General features: G+C 57.9%; 18 protein-coding genes and 2 pseudogenes. 7 read left to right on the top strand and 13 right to left on the bottom strand.

The features are described from left to right. Positions 1-22: 22 nt before the first annotated feature. The 5 genes from AS136_RS12940 to AS136_RS12920 form a co-directional block, all read right to left on the bottom strand. Positions 23-799 carry a MetQ/NlpA family ABC transporter substrate-binding protein gene (locus tag AS136_RS12940; protein ID WP_008804592.1) on the bottom strand — a complete coding sequence of 259 codons (777 nt, stop codon included), beginning with the start codon at positions 797-799 and terminating at the stop codon, positions 23-25. Positions 800-830: 31 nt separating this feature from the next. Next, entirely contained in the window at positions 831-1,505 is a 675-nt protein-coding gene (locus AS136_RS12935; protein ID WP_008804593.1) for a methionine ABC transporter permease, read from the bottom strand. Between the two features lies 1 nt (position 1,506). Further along, positions 1,507-2,733 carry an SfnB family sulfur acquisition oxidoreductase gene (locus tag AS136_RS12930; protein WP_023322749.1) on the bottom strand — a complete coding sequence of 409 codons (1,227 nt, stop codon included), beginning with the start codon at positions 2,731-2,733 and terminating at the stop codon, positions 1,507-1,509. A gap of 270 nt (positions 2,734-3,003) precedes the next feature. Beyond that, the gene (locus tag AS136_RS12925) at positions 3,004-3,687 is read right to left on the bottom strand and encodes a CatA-like O-acetyltransferase, family 1 (protein WP_012541497.1); all 684 of its coding nucleotides are present in this window, start codon (positions 3,685-3,687) and stop codon (positions 3,004-3,006) included. A gap of 31 nt (positions 3,688-3,718) precedes the next feature. Further along, positions 3,719-4,102: a VOC family protein gene (locus AS136_RS12920; RefSeq protein ID WP_023322748.1), complete on the bottom strand. Its 384-nt coding sequence runs from the start codon at positions 4,100-4,102 to the stop codon at positions 3,719-3,721. A gap of 90 nt (positions 4,103-4,192) precedes the next feature. Between AS136_RS12920 and AS136_RS12915 the strand changes: the two genes are divergently transcribed. Beyond that, complete coding sequence (locus tag AS136_RS12915) at positions 4,193-4,963, top strand: DeoR/GlpR family DNA-binding transcription regulator (RefSeq protein WP_023322747.1); 771 nt, start codon at positions 4,193-4,195, stop codon at positions 4,961-4,963. 4 nt (positions 4,964-4,967) lie between these two features. On the opposite strand, the pseudogene AS136_RS12910 reads toward AS136_RS12915, so the two are convergent. After that, positions 4,968-5,402 (bottom strand): annotated as a pseudogene (locus AS136_RS12910) (LysE family translocator); the annotation flags it as partial. 276 nt (positions 5,403-5,678) lie between these two features. Between AS136_RS12910 and AS136_RS12905 the strand changes: the two are divergent. Beyond that, positions 5,679-6,314 carry a carbonic anhydrase gene (locus AS136_RS12905; RefSeq protein ID WP_008804599.1) on the top strand — a complete coding sequence of 212 codons (636 nt, stop codon included), beginning with the start codon at positions 5,679-5,681 and terminating at the stop codon, positions 6,312-6,314. A 36-nt stretch (positions 6,315-6,350) separates the two neighbouring features. Here the strand turns inward: AS136_RS12905 and AS136_RS12900 are convergent, their stop codons facing one another. From AS136_RS12900 to AS136_RS12885, 4 genes are all read right to left on the bottom strand, one after another. Continuing rightward, entirely contained in the window at positions 6,351-7,367 is a 1,017-nt protein-coding gene (locus AS136_RS12900) for a zinc-dependent alcohol dehydrogenase family protein (RefSeq protein WP_023322745.1), read from the bottom strand. A gap of 148 nt (positions 7,368-7,515) precedes the next feature. After that, positions 7,516-7,725: a YdgH/BhsA/McbA-like domain containing protein gene (locus tag AS136_RS12895; protein WP_004202908.1), complete on the bottom strand. Its 210-nt coding sequence runs from the start codon at positions 7,723-7,725 to the stop codon at positions 7,516-7,518. 84 nt (positions 7,726-7,809) lie between these two features. Continuing rightward, the gene (locus AS136_RS12890; protein WP_023322744.1) at positions 7,810-8,526 is read right to left on the bottom strand and encodes a hypothetical protein; all 717 of its coding nucleotides are present in this window, start codon (positions 8,524-8,526) and stop codon (positions 7,810-7,812) included. 45 nt (positions 8,527-8,571) lie between these two features. Beyond that, positions 8,572-9,006: a winged helix-turn-helix domain-containing protein gene (locus tag AS136_RS12885; protein ID WP_012968028.1), complete on the bottom strand. Its 435-nt coding sequence runs from the start codon at positions 9,004-9,006 to the stop codon at positions 8,572-8,574. A gap of 401 nt (positions 9,007-9,407) precedes the next feature. On the opposite strand from AS136_RS12885, the gene AS136_RS28660 reads away from it, so the two are divergent. Beyond that, the gene (locus tag AS136_RS28660) at positions 9,408-9,557 is read left to right on the top strand and encodes a hypothetical protein (protein WP_012541503.1); all 150 of its coding nucleotides are present in this window, start codon (positions 9,408-9,410) and stop codon (positions 9,555-9,557) included. A 71-nt stretch (positions 9,558-9,628) separates the two neighbouring features. Here AS136_RS28660 and AS136_RS12880 read toward each other — a convergent pair whose 3' ends face one another. Further along, positions 9,629-10,465 (bottom strand): MBL fold metallo-hydrolase, encoded by an 837-nt coding sequence (locus tag AS136_RS12880; protein WP_023322743.1) that lies wholly within the window; start codon positions 10,463-10,465, stop codon positions 9,629-9,631. Positions 10,466-10,472: 7 nt separating this feature from the next. After that, on the bottom strand, positions 10,473-10,988 hold the full coding sequence (locus AS136_RS12875; RefSeq protein WP_008804604.1) for a DUF4286 family protein: 516 nt from the start codon (positions 10,986-10,988) through the stop codon (positions 10,473-10,475). Positions 10,989-11,144: 156 nt separating this feature from the next. Between AS136_RS12875 and AS136_RS12870 the strand changes: the two genes are divergently transcribed. After that, positions 11,145-12,029: a LysR substrate-binding domain-containing protein gene (locus AS136_RS12870; RefSeq protein WP_023322742.1), complete on the top strand. Its 885-nt coding sequence runs from the start codon at positions 11,145-11,147 to the stop codon at positions 12,027-12,029. Here AS136_RS12870 and AS136_RS12865 read toward each other — a convergent pair. Continuing rightward, positions 12,026-12,952 (bottom strand): AraC family transcriptional regulator, encoded by a 927-nt coding sequence (locus AS136_RS12865; protein WP_023322741.1) that lies wholly within the window; start codon positions 12,950-12,952, stop codon positions 12,026-12,028. The two genes, AS136_RS12870 and AS136_RS12865, sit on opposite strands and share 4 nt — an antisense overlap. A 98-nt stretch (positions 12,953-13,050) precedes the next feature. Between AS136_RS12865 and AS136_RS12860 the strand changes: the two genes are divergently transcribed. From AS136_RS12860 to AS136_RS12845, 3 genes and pseudogenes are all read left to right on the top strand, one after another. Next, a complete protein-coding gene (locus AS136_RS12860) occupies positions 13,051-13,803 on the top strand; it encodes an SDR family oxidoreductase (RefSeq protein ID WP_023322740.1) in 753 nt (250 codons plus the stop codon). A gap of 826 nt (positions 13,804-14,629) precedes the next feature. Further along, positions 14,630-16,987, top strand: a complete 2,358-nt coding sequence (locus AS136_RS12850; protein WP_049247954.1) for a type VI secretion system Vgr family protein — start codon at positions 14,630-14,632, stop codon at positions 16,985-16,987. 9 nt (positions 16,988-16,996) lie between these two features. After that, a pseudogene (locus tag AS136_RS12845) lies at positions 16,997-17,606 on the top strand (hypothetical protein); the annotation flags it as partial.

Raw genomic sequence — 17,606 nt, 5'->3', positions numbered from 1 at the left:
CTGACGCCGCTGCCCGCGGTGATTAGAATCCAGGTAAAATTTTGCCCTGATAACGCGTCAGAATGAACTGACGAACTGCGTCCGAATGCAGCGCTTGCGCCAGCTTCTGAATGCCCGGGTCCTGAATATTGTCCGGGCGCGCCACCAGATATTCGACGTACAGATCGCTGCCTTTTTCCACCAGCAACGCTTTATCGGTGTCGATACCGGCCTCCAGCGCATAGTTGGCAAAGATAAAGGCCAGGTCGACCTGCTTCACCGCGCGCGCCAGCATGGCGCCCTCCAGTTCGCGGATCTTAAAGTGATGCGGGTTGCTGGTAATGTCCTTGGTTGCCGATTGCGGGTTGTGCGGATCCTTGAGGGTAATCAGCCCGGCGTTGCTTAACATCACCAGCGCGCGGCCGGTGTTCACCGGATCGTTAGGGATGGCGATCGTGGCGCCGTCAGGCACCGCGGCGAGGGTCGTGTATTTGCTGGAGTAGGCGCCGAAGGGCTCGATATGCACTCCCACCACCGGTACAAGGTTGGTGTGGCGGGTCTGGTTGTAGTTATCGAGGAATGGCCGGTACTGGTAGTAGTTGGCGTCGAGGTGTTTCTCCGCCAGCTGCTGGTTAGGCTGAATAAAATCGTTAAACACCTTGACCTGTAAATCGACGCCTTCCTTTGCCAGCACCGGCTTCACAAATTCAAGGATTTCCGCATGCGGCACCGGCGTGGCGCCGACGATCAGCGTCTCGTTAGCCAGCGCTGCGGTGGAGAAGAGGGCCAGCAGTCCGGCGGCAATAATGGATTTTTTCATGATAAGGGTTTCCTGAGCAGAGAAGGGTAAGTTATTTGCGGCTGACGTAGCGCACCAGGCGGTCGCCGCTCATTTGCAGAAGCTGTACCAGCGCAATCAGCATCAGGACGGTGACCACCATCACGTCAGTCTGAAAGCGCTGATAACCAAAACGAATGGCCAGATCGCCCAGCCCGCCGCCGCCGATCACCCCCGCCATCGAGGTGTAGTCGACCAGCAAAATGGCCGTCACGGTCACGGCGGCGATCAGCCCGGCCCGCGACTCCGGCAGCAGCGTGTGCCAGATAAGCTGCCAGGTGCTGCCGCCCATCGACCAGCTGGCCTCCACCAGGCCGTGCTCCACTTCGCGCAGGGCGGTTTCCACCAGCCGGGCGAAGAACGGGGCGCAGCCGGCGACCAGCGGCGGAATGGTTCCTTCCACCCCCAGCGAGGTGCCGGTCAGCAACGTGGTCACCGGGATCATCACGATGAGCAAAATGATGAACGGCAGGGATCGCAGTACGTTGACGCACAATGACAGCAGGCGGTAAAGGCGCGGGGCGTACAGCAAACGCGGCTCACCGGTGAGATAGAGCACAATCCCCAGCGGAAGCCCCAGCAGTACGGTCCATCCCAGCGACCAGGCCAGCATGGTAAGGGTATCGAGGGCGGCCTGGGCCACATCGTTCCAGTCGATTTCCGCGAAAAACGCCAGCAGACTCGTCATATCAGTTCCAGTCATGTCGTTGCGGGCGAATGCCGTTCAGCACCCAGTTGCCAAGCAGCTGATACTTCCAGCGAACCGGGTCGTGCAGGGTGTGCACCCGGGCATTGCGCCAGTGGCGGTCGAGGTTGAGCGACTCACCGGTGGCGCGAGTGCCCCCCAGCTCGAACAGGCGGCTGGCGGCCTCCAGCGCCACTTCGGTGGTCCAGATTTTGGCGCGGGCGACGGCCAGCGACGCCTCGGCGACATGCTCCTCGCTGAGGTCATTTTTATAGCGGTCGAGCACCCGTCCCGCCCGCTCCAGCAGCGCGTCGGCTGCCGCAAGGCGGCTGTCCAGTTGACCGATATGGTAGATAGTCAGCGGATCGTCGCTCGCCCGCGCCACACCGGCGTCGATCCACGGCCGGGCGCTGTGGCGCACAAACGCCACGGTATCGTCCAGCGCCGCGCGGGCGATCCCGGCATCTATTGCCGCGGTGGTCAACTGGGCGAAGGGGCCGGCAAGAGTCGGGCTGGCGTAGGACTTCCAGGTTGGGAAAAGGTGGAAAGGATTGACCGGAAGATTATCGGCCAGCACGGTGCCGCTGGCGGTGGTGCGCTGACCGAGGCACGCCCAGTCATTGACCACCGTCAGCCCCGGGCTGTTCTGGGGGACGAAAGCGAGCTGGGCGCGATCGTCGGCGTCCAGCGCCAGAATGCCAATCCAGTGGGCGTACAGCGAGCCGGTGCAGTAGCCTTTACGACCATTGATCCGCAGACCGTCTGCGCCTTCCTCGATACGGGTACGAATGTCAAGGACCGTTTTCCCCCCGGTTTCCGACAGGGCATTGGCGAAGCGATAGCCCTGTAATACCTGGGCGAAAAAGAACGCCTGCTGGTCGTCGCTGCCCTGCAGACGAATATCCTCCAGCAGGCAGTAGTGGTTCTGGGGGATCTGGCCTAACGACGGATCCGCCGCAGAGAGAATGGCGATAACCTGCGCGAGGGTCGCGGCCGAGACCTCGGCGCCGCCAAAGCGGCGCGGCACCGTGATGCCCCACAGTCCGCTGTTGGAATAGGTGTTGACGATCTCCGCCGGGACAATGCCCGTGCGGTCGCGCTCGGCGGCGCCGGGTTTGAGCACGGCGGCGATCTCATGGGCGATGGCGAGGGCTTCCGCATCGCTGGCAATAATATGCGCCTGCGGCGTGGACTGGGTGTAAGGCTGTGCGGGTGAACTGGCTGACATCATCTTCTCTCTTATTCAGTGAATAGCTTATGCACAAATTAGATAAATAAATAATTCATAATGCCTGTGGGTTATATGTGTGGGTAAGCAAAACACGTGCCAGTGAGAGAGGAAGGCGCAGTCGTGACAGGAAGCGGGTTGGCTATGTCAGCTGATGGAGCGGACTGCTGCAAATGCAGCGCCGTTTTGCGCCGGCTGTTGCAAAAGCAACAGGAGAGGAAAGCGACCGCCGGACCGAAGGAAGGAAGTCAGGCGGTGAGCGTGGCGAGGGCCTCAGCGTTTCTTTGCCGCAGGGGCGAGCAGTGAGGGTGCGGTCTCGGTTAACGGTTGCCAGAGCCGCTCGGGGTCGCTAAATCCCTCTTCCACGAGAGCAAAAAAGCGGCTGGCGTGGAGACCGTCGACGAAGGCATGGTTAAACCGCCCGGCCACCGGGATCACGCCGTTCTGTAGTTTCCCCCAGGTAAGCGCGGGCACCGCCGCGCCTACGGCATATTCCGCATGGGTCATCGAGGTGAAGTGGAGCCACGGCAGACAACTGGCGCAGATAAAATGCTCGCCATCGACGATGAGCGGCGCCGGCGTTGTCTCTCTTGCCGCGACGATCTTCGGCGTTGCCGCATCGCTGAAGGTGGTGAACTCGGGGGCGTTGTCGCACCATACCTGGCGGAATCCTTCCTCGACGGTCATCACCGGCGTCATTACCGCCAGGCTGTCATATTCAATCACCTCATCATTGCGCACGCGCTGCCGTAGCTGCGGTACTCCGTTTGCCGCGCGCAGTAGCGCATAGAGCGCGAGCTGAAAAAACGAGACCCGACGGTCCTTCGCACATTCGTACAGGCGCTGCGCCGCTATCGGGACACAGAGGTTAAAGCTGGGGTTGGCAAATTGTCGGTAAAAGGTGAAATGGTCCCGGCGGGGCCAGGTCGCGGTGTCGATAATTCGGTAACGTGCCATGAATGCCTCCTGAATACTGGCGGTCTGCTGACTATGCGACGATTTCAATCAGGTTGCCATCGGGATCGGCGATCACCGCCTCATAATAGCCGTCGCCGGTGGTACGCGGCGGCGAAACCAGTATCCCCGCATCCTCGGCGCGTTGGGCGAGGGCATCGACCTGTTCCGCCCCGCCTACCGAGAGGGCCAGATGCGCCCAGCCGGTATGGTTATTATCCGCGCTGGCCGGCTGCAGGCCAGGCCTGGTCATCAGCTCGATCACCACCTCGTCGTCGATGGTGACAAAATAGGAGGCAAAGCCGGGGTTGGTCTGGCTGAGGTATTTTTCATTGATGCTGGCGGCAAAGAACTCCACCCAGAAGCGGGCCTGGACGTCGAGCTGTTGGGTCCACAGGGCGAAATGGGCAATTTTCATGGTAAACCTCCGGGCAGGAACATTGACAATCAAAGCAGCGCAGACGATCATGCTTGCTGTTGCTCGTTTTTGATAATTTAAGGAGTTTTCGTGCTCGATTATGCTGCTTTTCCCCAACAGCGACAAGCGTTGATTTGCCAGATCCTGCAGGAAAATGGCAGAGTGGTGTGCGCGGAGCTGGCGGCGCGGCTTCAGGTGTCGGAGCACACCATCCGCCGCGATCTGCATGAGCTCAGTCGCGAAGGGTTCTGTAAAAAGGTGTATGGCGGGGCGGTGCTGAGCCTGCCGGAAGCCGGGGACTACAGTGAACGGAAAGATAAAAATCGAGCAACAAAACTCAGGATCGCGCAACAGTGTGCCAGGCTGGTGAAGCCCGGCGGCACGATTTTCGTCGATACCGGGACCACCAATCTGGCGATGGCCGAGGCGCTACCCGCTGAGCTGGCGCTGACGGTGGTAACGAACTCCCCGGAGATCGCCGCGGTACTGGTGAAAAAACCGTTGTATGACGTGGTGATCCTCGGCGGCCAGGTGCAGCGGGCGAGCGGCGGCTGCGTCGGCGCCGCGGCGGTGGCTCAGGTGCAGGGCATGTTATTCGACCAGGGTTTTATCGGCGGCTGCGCCATGGCGCCAGAGTCGGGCCTGACCGGTTTTGACTACGCCGACTGCGAGTTCAAGAAAGCGGTGATTAAGCAGTGCAGCGAAATAATCATCGGCCTGACCTCGGATAAAATTCCGGCAGTGGCACGGTTTGTGGTGGCCACGAGCAGCGATATCGATGTGCTGGTGGTGGAAGAGAACATCAGTCGCGAATATCGCGTTGCCTTTCAGCAGCACGATATTCGCATCCATACCGTGTAACCCGTTAGCGGGTGAGGGAGGTGGCGATAAGCCGCAGGCCCAGCGCCCCCAGCACCGTCGCGGTGGCGATGTCGATCCGCCGCTTCAGCCGCAGGTAGACGCGCCGCGGGCGATCGGCAGACAGCACCAGCGCCACCAGCGAATACCAGCTGACGTCAATCAGAAAGCTCATCAGCGGCACGATGTAGTAAAACGCGGTGGGGATCTGCGCTGGCAGCAGGGCGGTAAAAATTGAGGCGAACACCAGCGCGGTTTTGGGATTGCTCAACTGGGTATACAGCCCATCGCGGAAGGTCTTCAGCAGTGAATGGTTGCCAGCCATGCCGCTGGCGGAAAAGTCCATCGGCTGCGCCGACCCGCGGAAAATTTTATAACCAAGCCACAGCAGATAGATCCCGCCCGCCACCTTCAGCCCAATAAACAGCTCCGGCACCGCGGCAATGGCCATCAGGCTGGATAAGAACATAGCGACTCCTGTGATGTCCGCCGCCGGCAGGCGGTCGGTAACCTGTGAACGGTTGGGGTAGACAGAGTAGCAAACTGGTTCAGGAAATCACGTCAAAAAGGTGTGGATAAGGCAGGGCGGCGCGGGCGGTGGCGGCGCGCGTTTTCTGCGCAACTGTTTGAATAACGATTCCCATTCTTGTCATCAATGGTAAACTGAATAACTGTGATCTTTGTCATACCGTAATAACTACAGAGAAGAGACACTGCTATGCAACATATCATTGAGGGCTTCCTCAACTTCCAGAAAGAGATCTTCCCCCAGCGTAAAGAGCTCTTCCGTAGCCTGGCCTCCAGCCAGAATCCCAAAGCGCTTTTCATCTCCTGTTCAGACAGCCGTCTGGTGCCTGAACTGGTAACCCAGCAGGAGCCGGGACAGCTCTTTGTCATTCGTAACGCCGGGAATATCGTGCCGTCTTTCGGGCCGGAGCCAGGTGGCGTTTCTGCTACCATCGAATATGCCGTCGTTGCGCTGGGCGTGACGGATATCGTGATCTGCGGCCACTCCAACTGCGGCGCGATGAAAGCGATCGCCACTTGCCAGTGCCTTGAGCCGATGCCGGCGGTGTCCCACTGGCTGCGCTATGCTGATGCCGCGAAAGCAGTGGTGGAAAAGAAAACCTGGGCCAGCGAAACCGATAAGGTCAACGGCATGGTGCAGGAAAACGTCATCGCTCAGTTGAACAACATCAAAACCCATCCGTCGGTGGCGGTCGGTCTGCGCGACCATACCCTGCGCCTGCACGGCTGGTTCTACGACATTGAAAGCGGCGACATTCAGGCGCTGGATAAAAACACGAAATCCTTTGTTTCGCTGTCGGAAAATCCGGACGTCTTCTTCGAATAAAGCCGTTCTCAGGGCACGGAGGCCCTGTTCATCCCCTCACCACTCCACGCAAATTTTGCCAAAATGGGCGCCGCTTTGCAGATAGCGAAAGGCATCCGGTAAGGCTGTAAAATCAAACACTTTATCGATAACCGGCCGCGACGCCTGCAGTTTCAGGGCGTTGACGTAGTCCTGTTGTTGCCGTCTATTACCTACCACCAGCCCCTGCAGTCGGGCCTGTTTACTCATCAGCAAATGGGTGGGGACATGGCCCTCGAAGCCGGTCAGGACGCCGATCAGGGCGATGTGTCCGCCAACACTGACCGCCTCGAACGACTGGCCCAGGGTGCCCGGACCGCCCAGCTCCAGAATGAGTTCGGCCCCGCGATGGCCGGTGATATCCTGCACCGCGGCGCCCCATGCCGGGGTGGTGCGGTAATTGATGAGATGATCGGCCCCCAGGGCGCGAGCGCGGGCGAGTTTTTCATCTGACGACGAGGTGACGATCACCTGCGCGCCCATACTTTTCGCCAGCTGCAGGGCGGTTATCGACACGCCGCCGGTACCAAGCGTCAGCACCGTATCGCCTGCTTTTAACCGTCCTTCGACGACCAGCGCGCGCCAGGCGGTAAGACCGGAGGTGGTGATGGTTGCCGCCTCCCTGAAACTCCACCCCTCAGGCGCATGGGTAAAATGGCTGGCCGGCCTGACGACATACTGGCAGGCGAACCCCTCCGCGCCATCGCCCGGGGTCTGACTGAAGTCGCTCACCAGCGGACCGGGGCGGCCATCCAGCCACTGCGGGAAAAAGCCAGCGACCACCCGGTCACCCGGCTGAAATTCGTTCACTCCGGCGCCAACCGCTTCCACCACGCCGGCGCCATCCGCCATCAGGATCCGCCGATCGGCGGTGGGAATTCCCCCCGTTGCGACCAGCAAATCATGGTAGTTCAGCGAGGTGGCGTGCAGCGCCACCCGGATCTCTCCTGCAGCGGGCGCCCCGGGGTCAGCAAGATCGACAAGCTGCAGGTTCTCAAGCGAACCGGGTTTTTTGACTGTCCAGGCTTTCATCATCAGGCTCTCTTTTCTGGCGGATACAGTCAGTATTGGTCGGGAATGGAGCGAGCGCCACAGCATGCCTGTCGGCAAAACAAAGAAAGGGGAAGGGGTAAAAAAAGCGCCGTTTTTAACGGCGCTTTTTCATTGCTAACGGCAAAAGGGATTATTTGCTCAGTTCAGCCGTCATATGGACGCGGTTATTAAACTGGGCGCTGGTGATTTTATAGGATGCACCCTGTTCCGCGGCCTGGGCGGCGATTTTTGCTTCAGCACGGTCTAGTGTGGAAGCGGTGGCGCTGACGCTCTGGGCGAAGCTGACAGAAGAGAACAGAGACAGTGCCGCAACTGCAACGAAAGTTTTGATGGATTTCATGGTCGTATTCCTTAATCTGGTGTCTGATAAAGGGCTTGTCGCCCTGATGTGGTAAAGAATACGCTTGAATGTTGCAGGCTAAAATCAAAACAATTTGCGAATCTTATTCAAATAATATGAATGATTCTTCGCCGCGTGCAACGCAGCCTGCCGCTGTCGGGCAGGCTTTGCCCCTGGCGTATAACTGGCAAGGTCGGGTGAGAGCGGGTTAAACGTTGGCCCGGAGGTCATAAAATGATGAAAATGAGCATGGCTGACCAGGTGAAAATTAACCTTAATCCGTTCCAGTCCGTTATAGACTCGCTTGCGATTGATCCCCAACGTGGCCGCCAGTTGATTCACCGACTGTCCTTTCATGGTGGCGGCGATTATCCGCCTTTCCAGAAGGTTGAGGGGCGCTCGCTGACGGGAAGAGGTACTCTGACGCTGATGACGTGGCACCAGAGGCCAGCGACGATCGGCCAGCCTGCGCAAAAGGCGGCCAACCTCCGGAACGCTTTCCCGCTGGCTAACCCACAGGAGGGTATCCGCGAAAAAGGCGCGTCCGCGCCTCACGTTGCCGGCCGAGGTAAAGCCGACCACCAGACTCTGATAACGCAGGGCTAATTCAGCGGCGGCCTGATAATCGTGAAAGTTTTCCAGCGATAAAATAATCACATCCAGCCCAGCCGGATCGGGAAAATGGCTGAGTGGCAGCGAATGAATAATGTTCAGCCCGGGCAGGGTCTCCTGAATATCTCTGAAACACTGGGCGAGGCCGATATTAAAAAAAAGATTATTGCTGTGAATTAAAATATTCAACGGATAAACCCTGTTACAAGCGATGTAAACGGCGCGGAGAGGGGATTAGCTGCGTACCAGAAGTTTATTCATATCAGCAGGCGAGGCATTAATATAATTCATCATGCCCGGTGGTTTGAATGAGTAAATTTCGGCTACGACAGCATTGTTAATATAATACCCGGCGCACTTGACCCGAATAATTAATGCGCTTTCAACGCCTGCCTGGCTAAGACGGGATTTTAACGTCTGAATAACCTGCCATAATCGCTGCGCAGACGGGCGAAGGTTATTTTTTTCCCAGACGTTAATCATCAACTCTTCATCGCTGACCACCCGTTCTCTGCCATGCGCCAACAGATATTCCAGTAAACAGGCCATGGTACTGCGTAGCTGAACTTGCGTTCGCGTCCCTCGCAGCGCGATAATTTCCCGATGATGCAGGCAGTAGAAAATATTATCTGCTAACTTATAGCCAAGCAGTTTATAGCCCTTAGTCATCCACCACTCCCTGACAAATCCAGTTATTGCCGGTGCAGAGTACCTGCCTGCCGCTGACTGACCAAGTGAATTTTATTTGTTAGAATAATCAAAACAAATAACCATGTTTGTATACATAAATAGAATAAAAATCTGATAAATGATTATTGCTCTGCAGGATTGTATGGTATAGGAAAAGTCTTAAACAAACGTCAGCCGCTGGTAAGCGGTTGAATATATAGGTGTCAGGAAAAACTAAATGCACTTATATTGATCTAGATCAATTTTGCTCATTTCGGGAGGCTTTCACCATTTACATAGTAAAACAAAGATTGAAATAACTTCCGTTACGCGATGATAAGCTGATTCTGAACTTATGGAACTACCCAGGGAATTGTTCATTACTTTTCAGGAGCGTTTTTATGGTCATTGCAACTCGTAAGCCTCTGTGTAACAAACGCTGGTCGGCCAGCCCGGCCTCCCAGGATCTTCAGTTGACTCAGCTACGTCACCCGTGGGTCGCCACCAAAGCCAGCTGCAAAAGTAAAAAAGCCTGGAAAAGCCGCAGTTAGCGGCCTGCCCAGCCCCCTGACATAAAGCCCTGCTTGTTCCTGCGGACAAACAGGGCTTACCTCTGTGATCTTTACACCGACTGCAACAGATAACCAGAAGGCGTCTCCACCACCCTGGCAAAGCCGGGCAGACCAAGATGCATGCCGGCGATCAGCCATTGTTCGCTGGCGGCCTGGCGCAGCAGAAATTCCCGGGTTTGTCGGGCCTGTTCAGGATCGACGTCGAAGGCGACCGACACCGACGGCCGGGTGGTCTGAATGGTCGGGAAATGGACAATATCCCCCCAGATGAGCAGCGAGGTATCGCCCGCCTCGAGACGATACCCGGTATGGCCGGGCGTATGGCCGGGCAGAGGGCACGGGTGGATCCCGGCGACCGTCTCTTCACCATCAACTTCGCGAATTTGCGCCGCGCAGATCGCCAGTACGCGGTGGACGAGCAGCACGTTGCGTCGGGCGCGATCGCTGGCGTTGTCCAGTGTGGATGCCGCCAGCCAGTAAGCGCGTTCCCGCGAAGGCAGGAACACCGTGGCGTTGGGATACGCCGGGGCGCCGGTTGCCGTCAGCAACCCGCCGATGTGGTCCGGGTGCGCGTGGGTGAGGAGGATGGTGTCAATCTCCTCAGGGCGTACGCCGAGTAGCGCCAGATTGGCGATAAGCGCACCGCCGACGCCATTGACTCCACCGGTGCCGGTATCCACCAGTACGGTGTGCCCGCGTCCGCGGATAAGGTAGGCGCCAATCGCAATGACCTCCGGTGAGGCTAACCCGGCGTTCCGCTGCAGGTGTTCCGCCTCCTCAGGCGTGATACCCGAGAGTAAGGACAGTGGCGCCGACATCTGACCATCACTGACGGCGGTCACCGTCAGGTCGCCTGCGGTCAACGTATAAAAGGGAGCTGGTGTCATGGTGACCTCATGCGCGTTGCGCCGGGTTACGTAACCGGGCGGTGATGGGCTGATAGATAAAGACGGCGGCAGCCGTGGCCAGGTGATGCAGATCGTCACGCGGGACAATGGCGGCATACCGGGTTTGTTGCGTCGCCAGGCCGCCAGGCAGCAGGACGATTGCCGGGGAGATGGGTAGCGTCTGAGGCGTATCGCTCAGCAGGAGCACCTCATCAGACCGGACCTCCCGCACGCCGCTATCTGCAACATAGAGGTGGCGGTGCCAGTCGGTGATCGCCGATTGCCAGCGGGCAAAATGGCCGCCACCGTTGCGGCGGTAGGCGTCGCTGTCGATGACGGTAGCATCGTGGATATCGTGCAGCGCCAGGTAGCGGGGGCACTCCTCGCTGAGGGCGCGGAAGCGCTGAGAGGCGTAAAAACCGGGCACAGAGACCAGCGCCGGCAGTTTTTCCTGATTGTAAAAGGTATTCCACGCTGTTTCGCTTTGGGGATCGGTGTAGGCGCATTCGACGACATAGAGCATAGTGACCTCGATGGACAGATGATTGAGCGCGCAAAGCGCTTTAGTGACTTTTCATCATCCTATCGGCTAAAAATGGCGCTGAAAAACGATGTTAATTCAATGGTCAGTGATATTCTGTCACTGACTTTCGGTGAGACTGCACAAGGAGCATTGGCTATGCGTCGTAAAATCCCCAGCAGCGCTGCGCTACTGGCTTTTGAGGCCGCTGCCCGTCACGGCAACTTTGCCCGCGCAGCGGCGGAACTCGCGTTAACGGAAGGGGCCATCAGCCGGCAGATTGCCCGTCTGGAAGCGCTCCTCGACAGTAAACTCTTCGACAGGACGGGGAGCCGGGTGCGGCTCAATCCGGCTGGCGCCCGCTATGCCCACCAGGTCCGCGAGATCCTTGCCCGTCTGGAGCGGGATACCCACGATGTCAGCGGGATGCCCTCCGATGGGCATAGTCTGGAGATCGCCGTTCTCCCCACCTTTGCCAGCCGCTGGTTAATTCCCCGGCTTGGACGCTTTGCAGCGCAGCATCCGCATATCGTGGTCAATATTGCCGCCCGCAGCGATCCCTTCATCCTCCCGGGCAGCGGTTTTGATGCCGCCATCCATTTTGATCACCCGGCGTGGACTGGCATGGATGTGACCTTTTTGTTCGAGGAGTATCTGCTGCCGGTCTGTCATGCGGCGCTGCTGACGAATGACGATCTCCCCGGGCAACTGAACCGATTGCCGCGCATTCACCGGCGGCAGAACCCTGACGCCTGGCTGCTCTATGCCCGGGAATGCGGGCTGGCGCTGGATAATCCGGCGCAGGGGCCGCGCTACGATCTGCATGAGATGGCCATCGCCGCGGTACTGAGTCAGCAGGGGGTGGCGCTGGTGCCGAAGATGTATGTGGAAAGCGAGCTGCGCGCCGGGACGCTGGTCGCTCCGTGGCCGGGCTCCCCGACGCTGGCCAAGCGCTTTTGTCTGATCAAACCCGGTGGCGGGGAGGGAGAGCTGGCGCTGCAGGTGTTTGAGCGCTGGCTGCAGACGGAGATTGCAGCCGGTTAAGTCAGGGCTGGCCCGGGGGGAGGCTGCGTCGCCCGCTGGCGGGCATATTTCCCCGGCGATATCCCGGTATAACGGGTAAAAGCTACGCTGAACGCGCTGGCCGAGCCATAGCCGATGCGCTCGGCGATATCCGCAATGCTGATGCCCGTCTCGCTCAGCCACTGCATGGCCAGGGTCATTCGCCAGCCTAACAGATAGCCCATCGGGGTCATCCCGGTCAGGTCGGTAAAGCGTTCAAATAACGTCGAGCGAGACAGCGCGCAGTCGGCGGCCAGGGCGTTGACCGTCCAGCGTCTGGCGGGGGCCTGATGCAGCAGGCGGATTGCCTGGGCGACCCGCGGGTCGCTCAGCCCGCGCATCAGACCGGGGGTCGCGAGCGTTCCGCAGCAACGGATGGCCTCGATAAAAAGTAGCTCAACCATCCGCGCCAGAACGAAAGATTTGCCCGCGCGATCCGCCTGCGCTTCCTCTTTCAGCAGCCCGACAAAGGTGGCCAGCCGCGGTTGATTGCGGACCACCACAAAGGCTGGCAACAGCGAGGCCAGCAGGCTGGCGTTCGTTGAACCGGAAGCGCAGTGGCCAATCAGCGCCTGCATCTGCGCAGGCTTGTCGAGGGCTCCCAGCCGAAAGTGTCCCCCCGCCAGTTGCATCGGGATGGTCTCCAGCGCCGGTGAAGGGGGCGGGGTCAGGCTGGTTAGCGCGAAGCGGTACGCCGCCGGGATCAGAATAAAATCCCCGGCGCGCAGGATCTGCGGCTCATGCTGGTCTATTTCCAGCCGACAGCCGCCTTCCAGCACGACGCCATAAAATGACAACCCCTGGTCCGAGCGTATCACTCGCCAGTCTCCCGCCCCCTCAACGGTTTTGGTCAGCACCGCTCTGAGATTTAGCATGGCAATAACCTCCGCCAACGGATCGCTCATTTCCGGACTCCTGCTAAAGAATGATGGATTATTGACCCTATATCGTCCGACACGGCCTGTCTATGATCAAAAGGAAGAAGCCATTCGGAGACAGAGATATGCAAACGATAATGATCACCGGCTGTTCATCGGGTTTTGGCCTGGAGACGGCGCGTTATTTTCTCGAGCAAGGCTGGAAGGTTATTGCCACGATGCGCGCTCCGCAGGAAGGTGTGTTGCCCGCCAGTGACCGTCTGCGGCTGGTGCGTCTTGACGTCACTTCGGCGCAGAGTATCGCAGAGGCCATTGCCGAAGCCGGAGAGATTGATGTGCTGGTTAACAACGCCGGGGTGGGGATGCTTAATGCCCTGGAGGGGGCGTCGCGCGAGGCGATAGCAGACCTGTTTGCCACCAATACCCTGGGAACGATTGCCATGACCCAGGCGGTGATCCCCCGGTTCAGAGCGCGCCGAAGCGGGACGATCGTTAATATTACCTCGGCGGTCACCCTGCAACCGATGCCCCTGCTGGCGGTATACACCGCGAGTAAGGCGGCGGTGAATGCCTTCACGGAGTCGCTGGCGCTGGAGCTTCGTGCTTTTAATATTCGCGTCGGGTTGATCCTGCCGGGACGCGCTCCCCAGACCCGCTTCGGGGAAAACGCTCGTCGAACGATGGGCCAGCTCCCGGAGAGCTATGCGACGCTCGGCCAGCAGATCTTCGACAGCATGCAGGATAACGCCAGCGTGACGCTGACGACGGATGTCGCTCAGGCCGTCTGGCGGATGGTGAACGATCCTCAGGCCCCTTCGCGGCTGCCGGCAGGGGAAGATGCCCTGGCGATGGCGCAGGCCAGTCTTCGCCGTGTCTGAAGACAATATGCGGGTTTTGTCTGTCAGACGGTAGGTGCGCAAGCTGCCGCTGCGCTTTATGGCCAGGGGAATATTATCCCTGTCAGTATCGACTGGATAATATTAGCGGGTTATACGACATAACGGTCAGGCGGCGCTTACTGATGTAAATCAGGATAGAAATGTATTTCATGGTGCGTTTTTGTCGCTTATTCTGGATATGTGCGAACCGCCCGCCATATTACGACATGATCAATGGCTCTGGTCTTTTATATGTAATTTCTCAATGTGATTCGGGCGTTAATCTTAAAAAGTTAGTCTGGCCCGGTCGGGGCTGGACTTTCTTTATTCTACTGTGGCATGGTTTCCTCCCTGTTGTACCGCGCGCTCGCTTTTTTACGCCAGGGAATAGTTTTCAGTATGGAATATTGTTGTTGCGAAGCCACCGCTTCCGCCCTGCGTCCAGACGGCTTCATTCTCTCGTCTGACAAAATATTGGCAGTTTATTTGTTTTATTCTGCTTATCGTCTTTTTCAGCATTACGCAGTCACTCCCGATCTGAACCGAGATGCCGCTGAATTCAAACTGAACGTACTCCGGCAGTACGCGGATACGAACGGGATTTTCTTGCACATTTATTGCTGAGTGACTGCTATTCCGGGCGTTAAATAAAAGAACACCGTTCTGCATTACTCAGTGCGCTTTGGGTTCTTTTAGGAGGACAGCGAGGGCGGTAGCGTGCGTAAAACCGGCGGGGGGACAGGGCTGCTACGGTGCGGGACGGCGGAGGGTAACGAATGAAGGACCTTGTGATGGATGTTAATGCCAGAAAAGATGGAGTGAAGCGATGAGGAATAGGCTGATAAACGATGCAACCAGTTTGGTAAAGCAACTGCCGGGGCAGTCACGCTACTGGATGGACGTTCATGGCTGTACTGAGTTTCTTGATGTGCTGAACTTCCGTTCGATGGAATCCCTCAGTCAGCCCTGGCGGTATGACGTGGCGGTCACCTGCTCCTCTGCGGATATTGCCTGCGACGCATTACTGCTGAAACCAGCTTCATTCACTTTTCTGACCCCGCTATTTGACGGCACCCCGGCGCTGCCGGTCCGGACGGTATTTGGCGTGGTGAAGTCGTTTCGCCGGATATCCACGTCAAATGACGATACCCGTTACGCGCTAACGATCGTTCCCCGCATCGCCCTTCTGGACTATACGAAAGGGAGCGAAATCTATCTCAATCAGTCAGTCACTGAAGTTGTGGAAAAGATACTGCGTAAACACGGTCTGGAAGGGCCTGATTTCGAGTTCCGGCTCTCCCGTAATTATCCCTCCCGGGAGCTCATCACCCAGTGGCGGGAGACTGACCTTGAGTTTATCCAGCGCCTGCTGGCGGAGGTGGGTATTTACTGGCGCTATGAAATGGACAGCCGTCTTGAACAGGACGTGGTGATTTTTCAGGACAGCCAGCAGCAGTATGAATTTGGCGTCACGCTGCCACTGCGCAACCAGGCCGGGATGAGCGACAGCGGGCAGGAGAGCATCTGGGATATTCAGACCGCATATAACGTGGTGAGCGGAAGGGTGGCCACCCGGGACTACAACTACCGGGAAGCGCTGACGCCGCAGGACAGCACGGAAAGTATCAGCAGCCAGGAAGGGATCACCGCCGGTGAAACGTACCATTACGCGGAGCCGTTCCTGACAGCAGGTGACGCGGAAAGTACCGAGAGCGGTGCGTTCTTTGCCCGTCTGCGTCACGAACGCATTCTGAACGCGCAATATCACGTCACCGGGCATTCCTCCAGCCCTCATCTGGCGCCGGGCCAGGTTCTGGAAACGGACGGCTCGTTACCCGATGCCGTTAAGGAAGGTATCGTCATCACCACGGTACGCACCAGCGGTTCACGCAAAAGTAGCTTTACGCTGACGTTTGAGGGTATCCCCTACAGCGAAACCGTCTGTTACCGTCCGGCGCTGCTCAGTCGCCCGGTGATAGCTGGTTCACTGCCTGCCCGGGTGGAAAGCACACAGAAAGGCGACACCTGTTCCTGGCTCGACCAGGAAGGCCGCTATCAAGTGAAACTGGACTTTGACCGCAACAGTACCGAACAGGGCTATGCGTATCTGTGGCTGCGGCTGGCGAAACCGTATGCCGGTGATACTTACGGCTTGCACTCACCGCTTCTCGACGGAACGGAAGTGGCCGTGGTATTTGACGGTGGAGACCCGGATCGTCCCTACATCGCTTATGCCCTGCATGATTCAGAGCATCCGGACCATGTTACCAGCGAGAATCATACGCGGAACGTGTGGCGCACGCCGGCGAACAATAAGCTGCGGATGGAGGATAAACGCCAGGAAGAGCATATCAAGCTCGCCACCGAGTACGGCAAAAGCCAGCTCAATATGGGCCATCTGGTTAACGCACAGCGTGAGCAGCGCGGCGCTGGTTTTGAGCTGCGAACGGATGAGTTTGGCGCGGTCCGCGCAGCCAAAGGCCTCTACCTGACGGCGGATGAACAGGCAAAAGCGCAGGGGCCTGTGCTTGAAATGGCCCCTGCCATCAACCAGATTAACCAGGCAAACAGCCAGATGCAGGCCCTGAACAGCGCCGCCGACGCGGCCGGGGCCCTGATCTGCGACATCAATACCCAGATAAATTTTGTGACCGACAAAATCAGGGACCTCCGGTCGGCGGTGCTGCTGGCGAGCGCGCCGCAGGGAGTGGCACTGACCTCAGGTGAACACCTTCAGCTCAGCAGCACCCGCAACACCATGATCAATGCCGGTCAGCATCTTGATCTCGGTGCGATGAAAAATCTGTCGGTAACGGTGGAAAAAGCCCTCGGTCTGTTTGTGCATAAAGAGGGGGCGAAGCTGGTGGCTAATCAGGGAGATATTGATATTCAGGCGCAGCACAACACGATGGGGCTTCTGGCAAAGCAGCAGGTGACGATAACCAGCTGCGAGGACGGGATTTCCATCAGCACGCCGGAGATACTGACGCTGAATGGCGGCGGATCGTATCTGAAGCTGAGTAAAAACGGGATCGAGCATGGTTCTGAGGGAATGATGGTGCTGAAAGTGGCGAATTATCTGATCCCCGGTACCGGGGTGTCACTGAAAGGTGTCACGGAGACCTTCAGGAAAACCACACTGGAACTGGTCCCACCCCGACGGCGCGGAAGGATTTCAAGGTAAGGAACGCATATGAAAATCAGTTACCCGCTGAGGGACACCAACGGTAAAGAACTTTGCGCACTGGACGATGTCATGCGGCTTATCGACGGGGAAGCGCACGGGACATGGCTGCTGGGCGCGAATGGCCTGTGGCACGGCGGGATCCATATCAGCGATGTCTCTAATCCTTTCTCGGCGCTAAAACCAGACGCCGTTAATACTGAAGAACCGCTACCTCTCCAGTTTATGGCAGACGGTACGGTAGTGGCGTACCGGATAAACAATGAATACCTGACAGCGCCATACTGCGGACAACAACTGCGCTACAGCAGCAGCTTTGTGCTGGTGAAATCACAGTGCAAGCCTGACCCGCAAAAGGAAAAGAGCTGGCTGGAGTTTTACAGCCTGTATATGCATCTGGCTCCGGTCGCTGATTACCCGAAATCTCCCTGCTATAAAGTCAGGGATGGTCACAGTGGCATACTGTTACGCCAGTATAAAAACGGACAATACGGGTTACCGGAGGGGGAGCCAGACAACGGTGAGGCCGGGACATATCCTGCTCCGGCAAAAACGAAAAAGAGTCTGAGCGCAGGCGACCGTTTTGTCTCTTCCCGGACGGGGCGTTTTTATGTCACGA

Origin of the sequence: Klebsiella sp. D5A, from assembly GCF_001620885.1 — a bacterium.
GTDB lineage: Bacteria > Pseudomonadota > Gammaproteobacteria > Enterobacterales > Enterobacteriaceae > Klebsiella > Klebsiella variicola.
The sequence above is the reverse complement of the archived record's forward strand: the minus strand, read 5'-3'. Positions and strand labels throughout refer to the sequence as shown.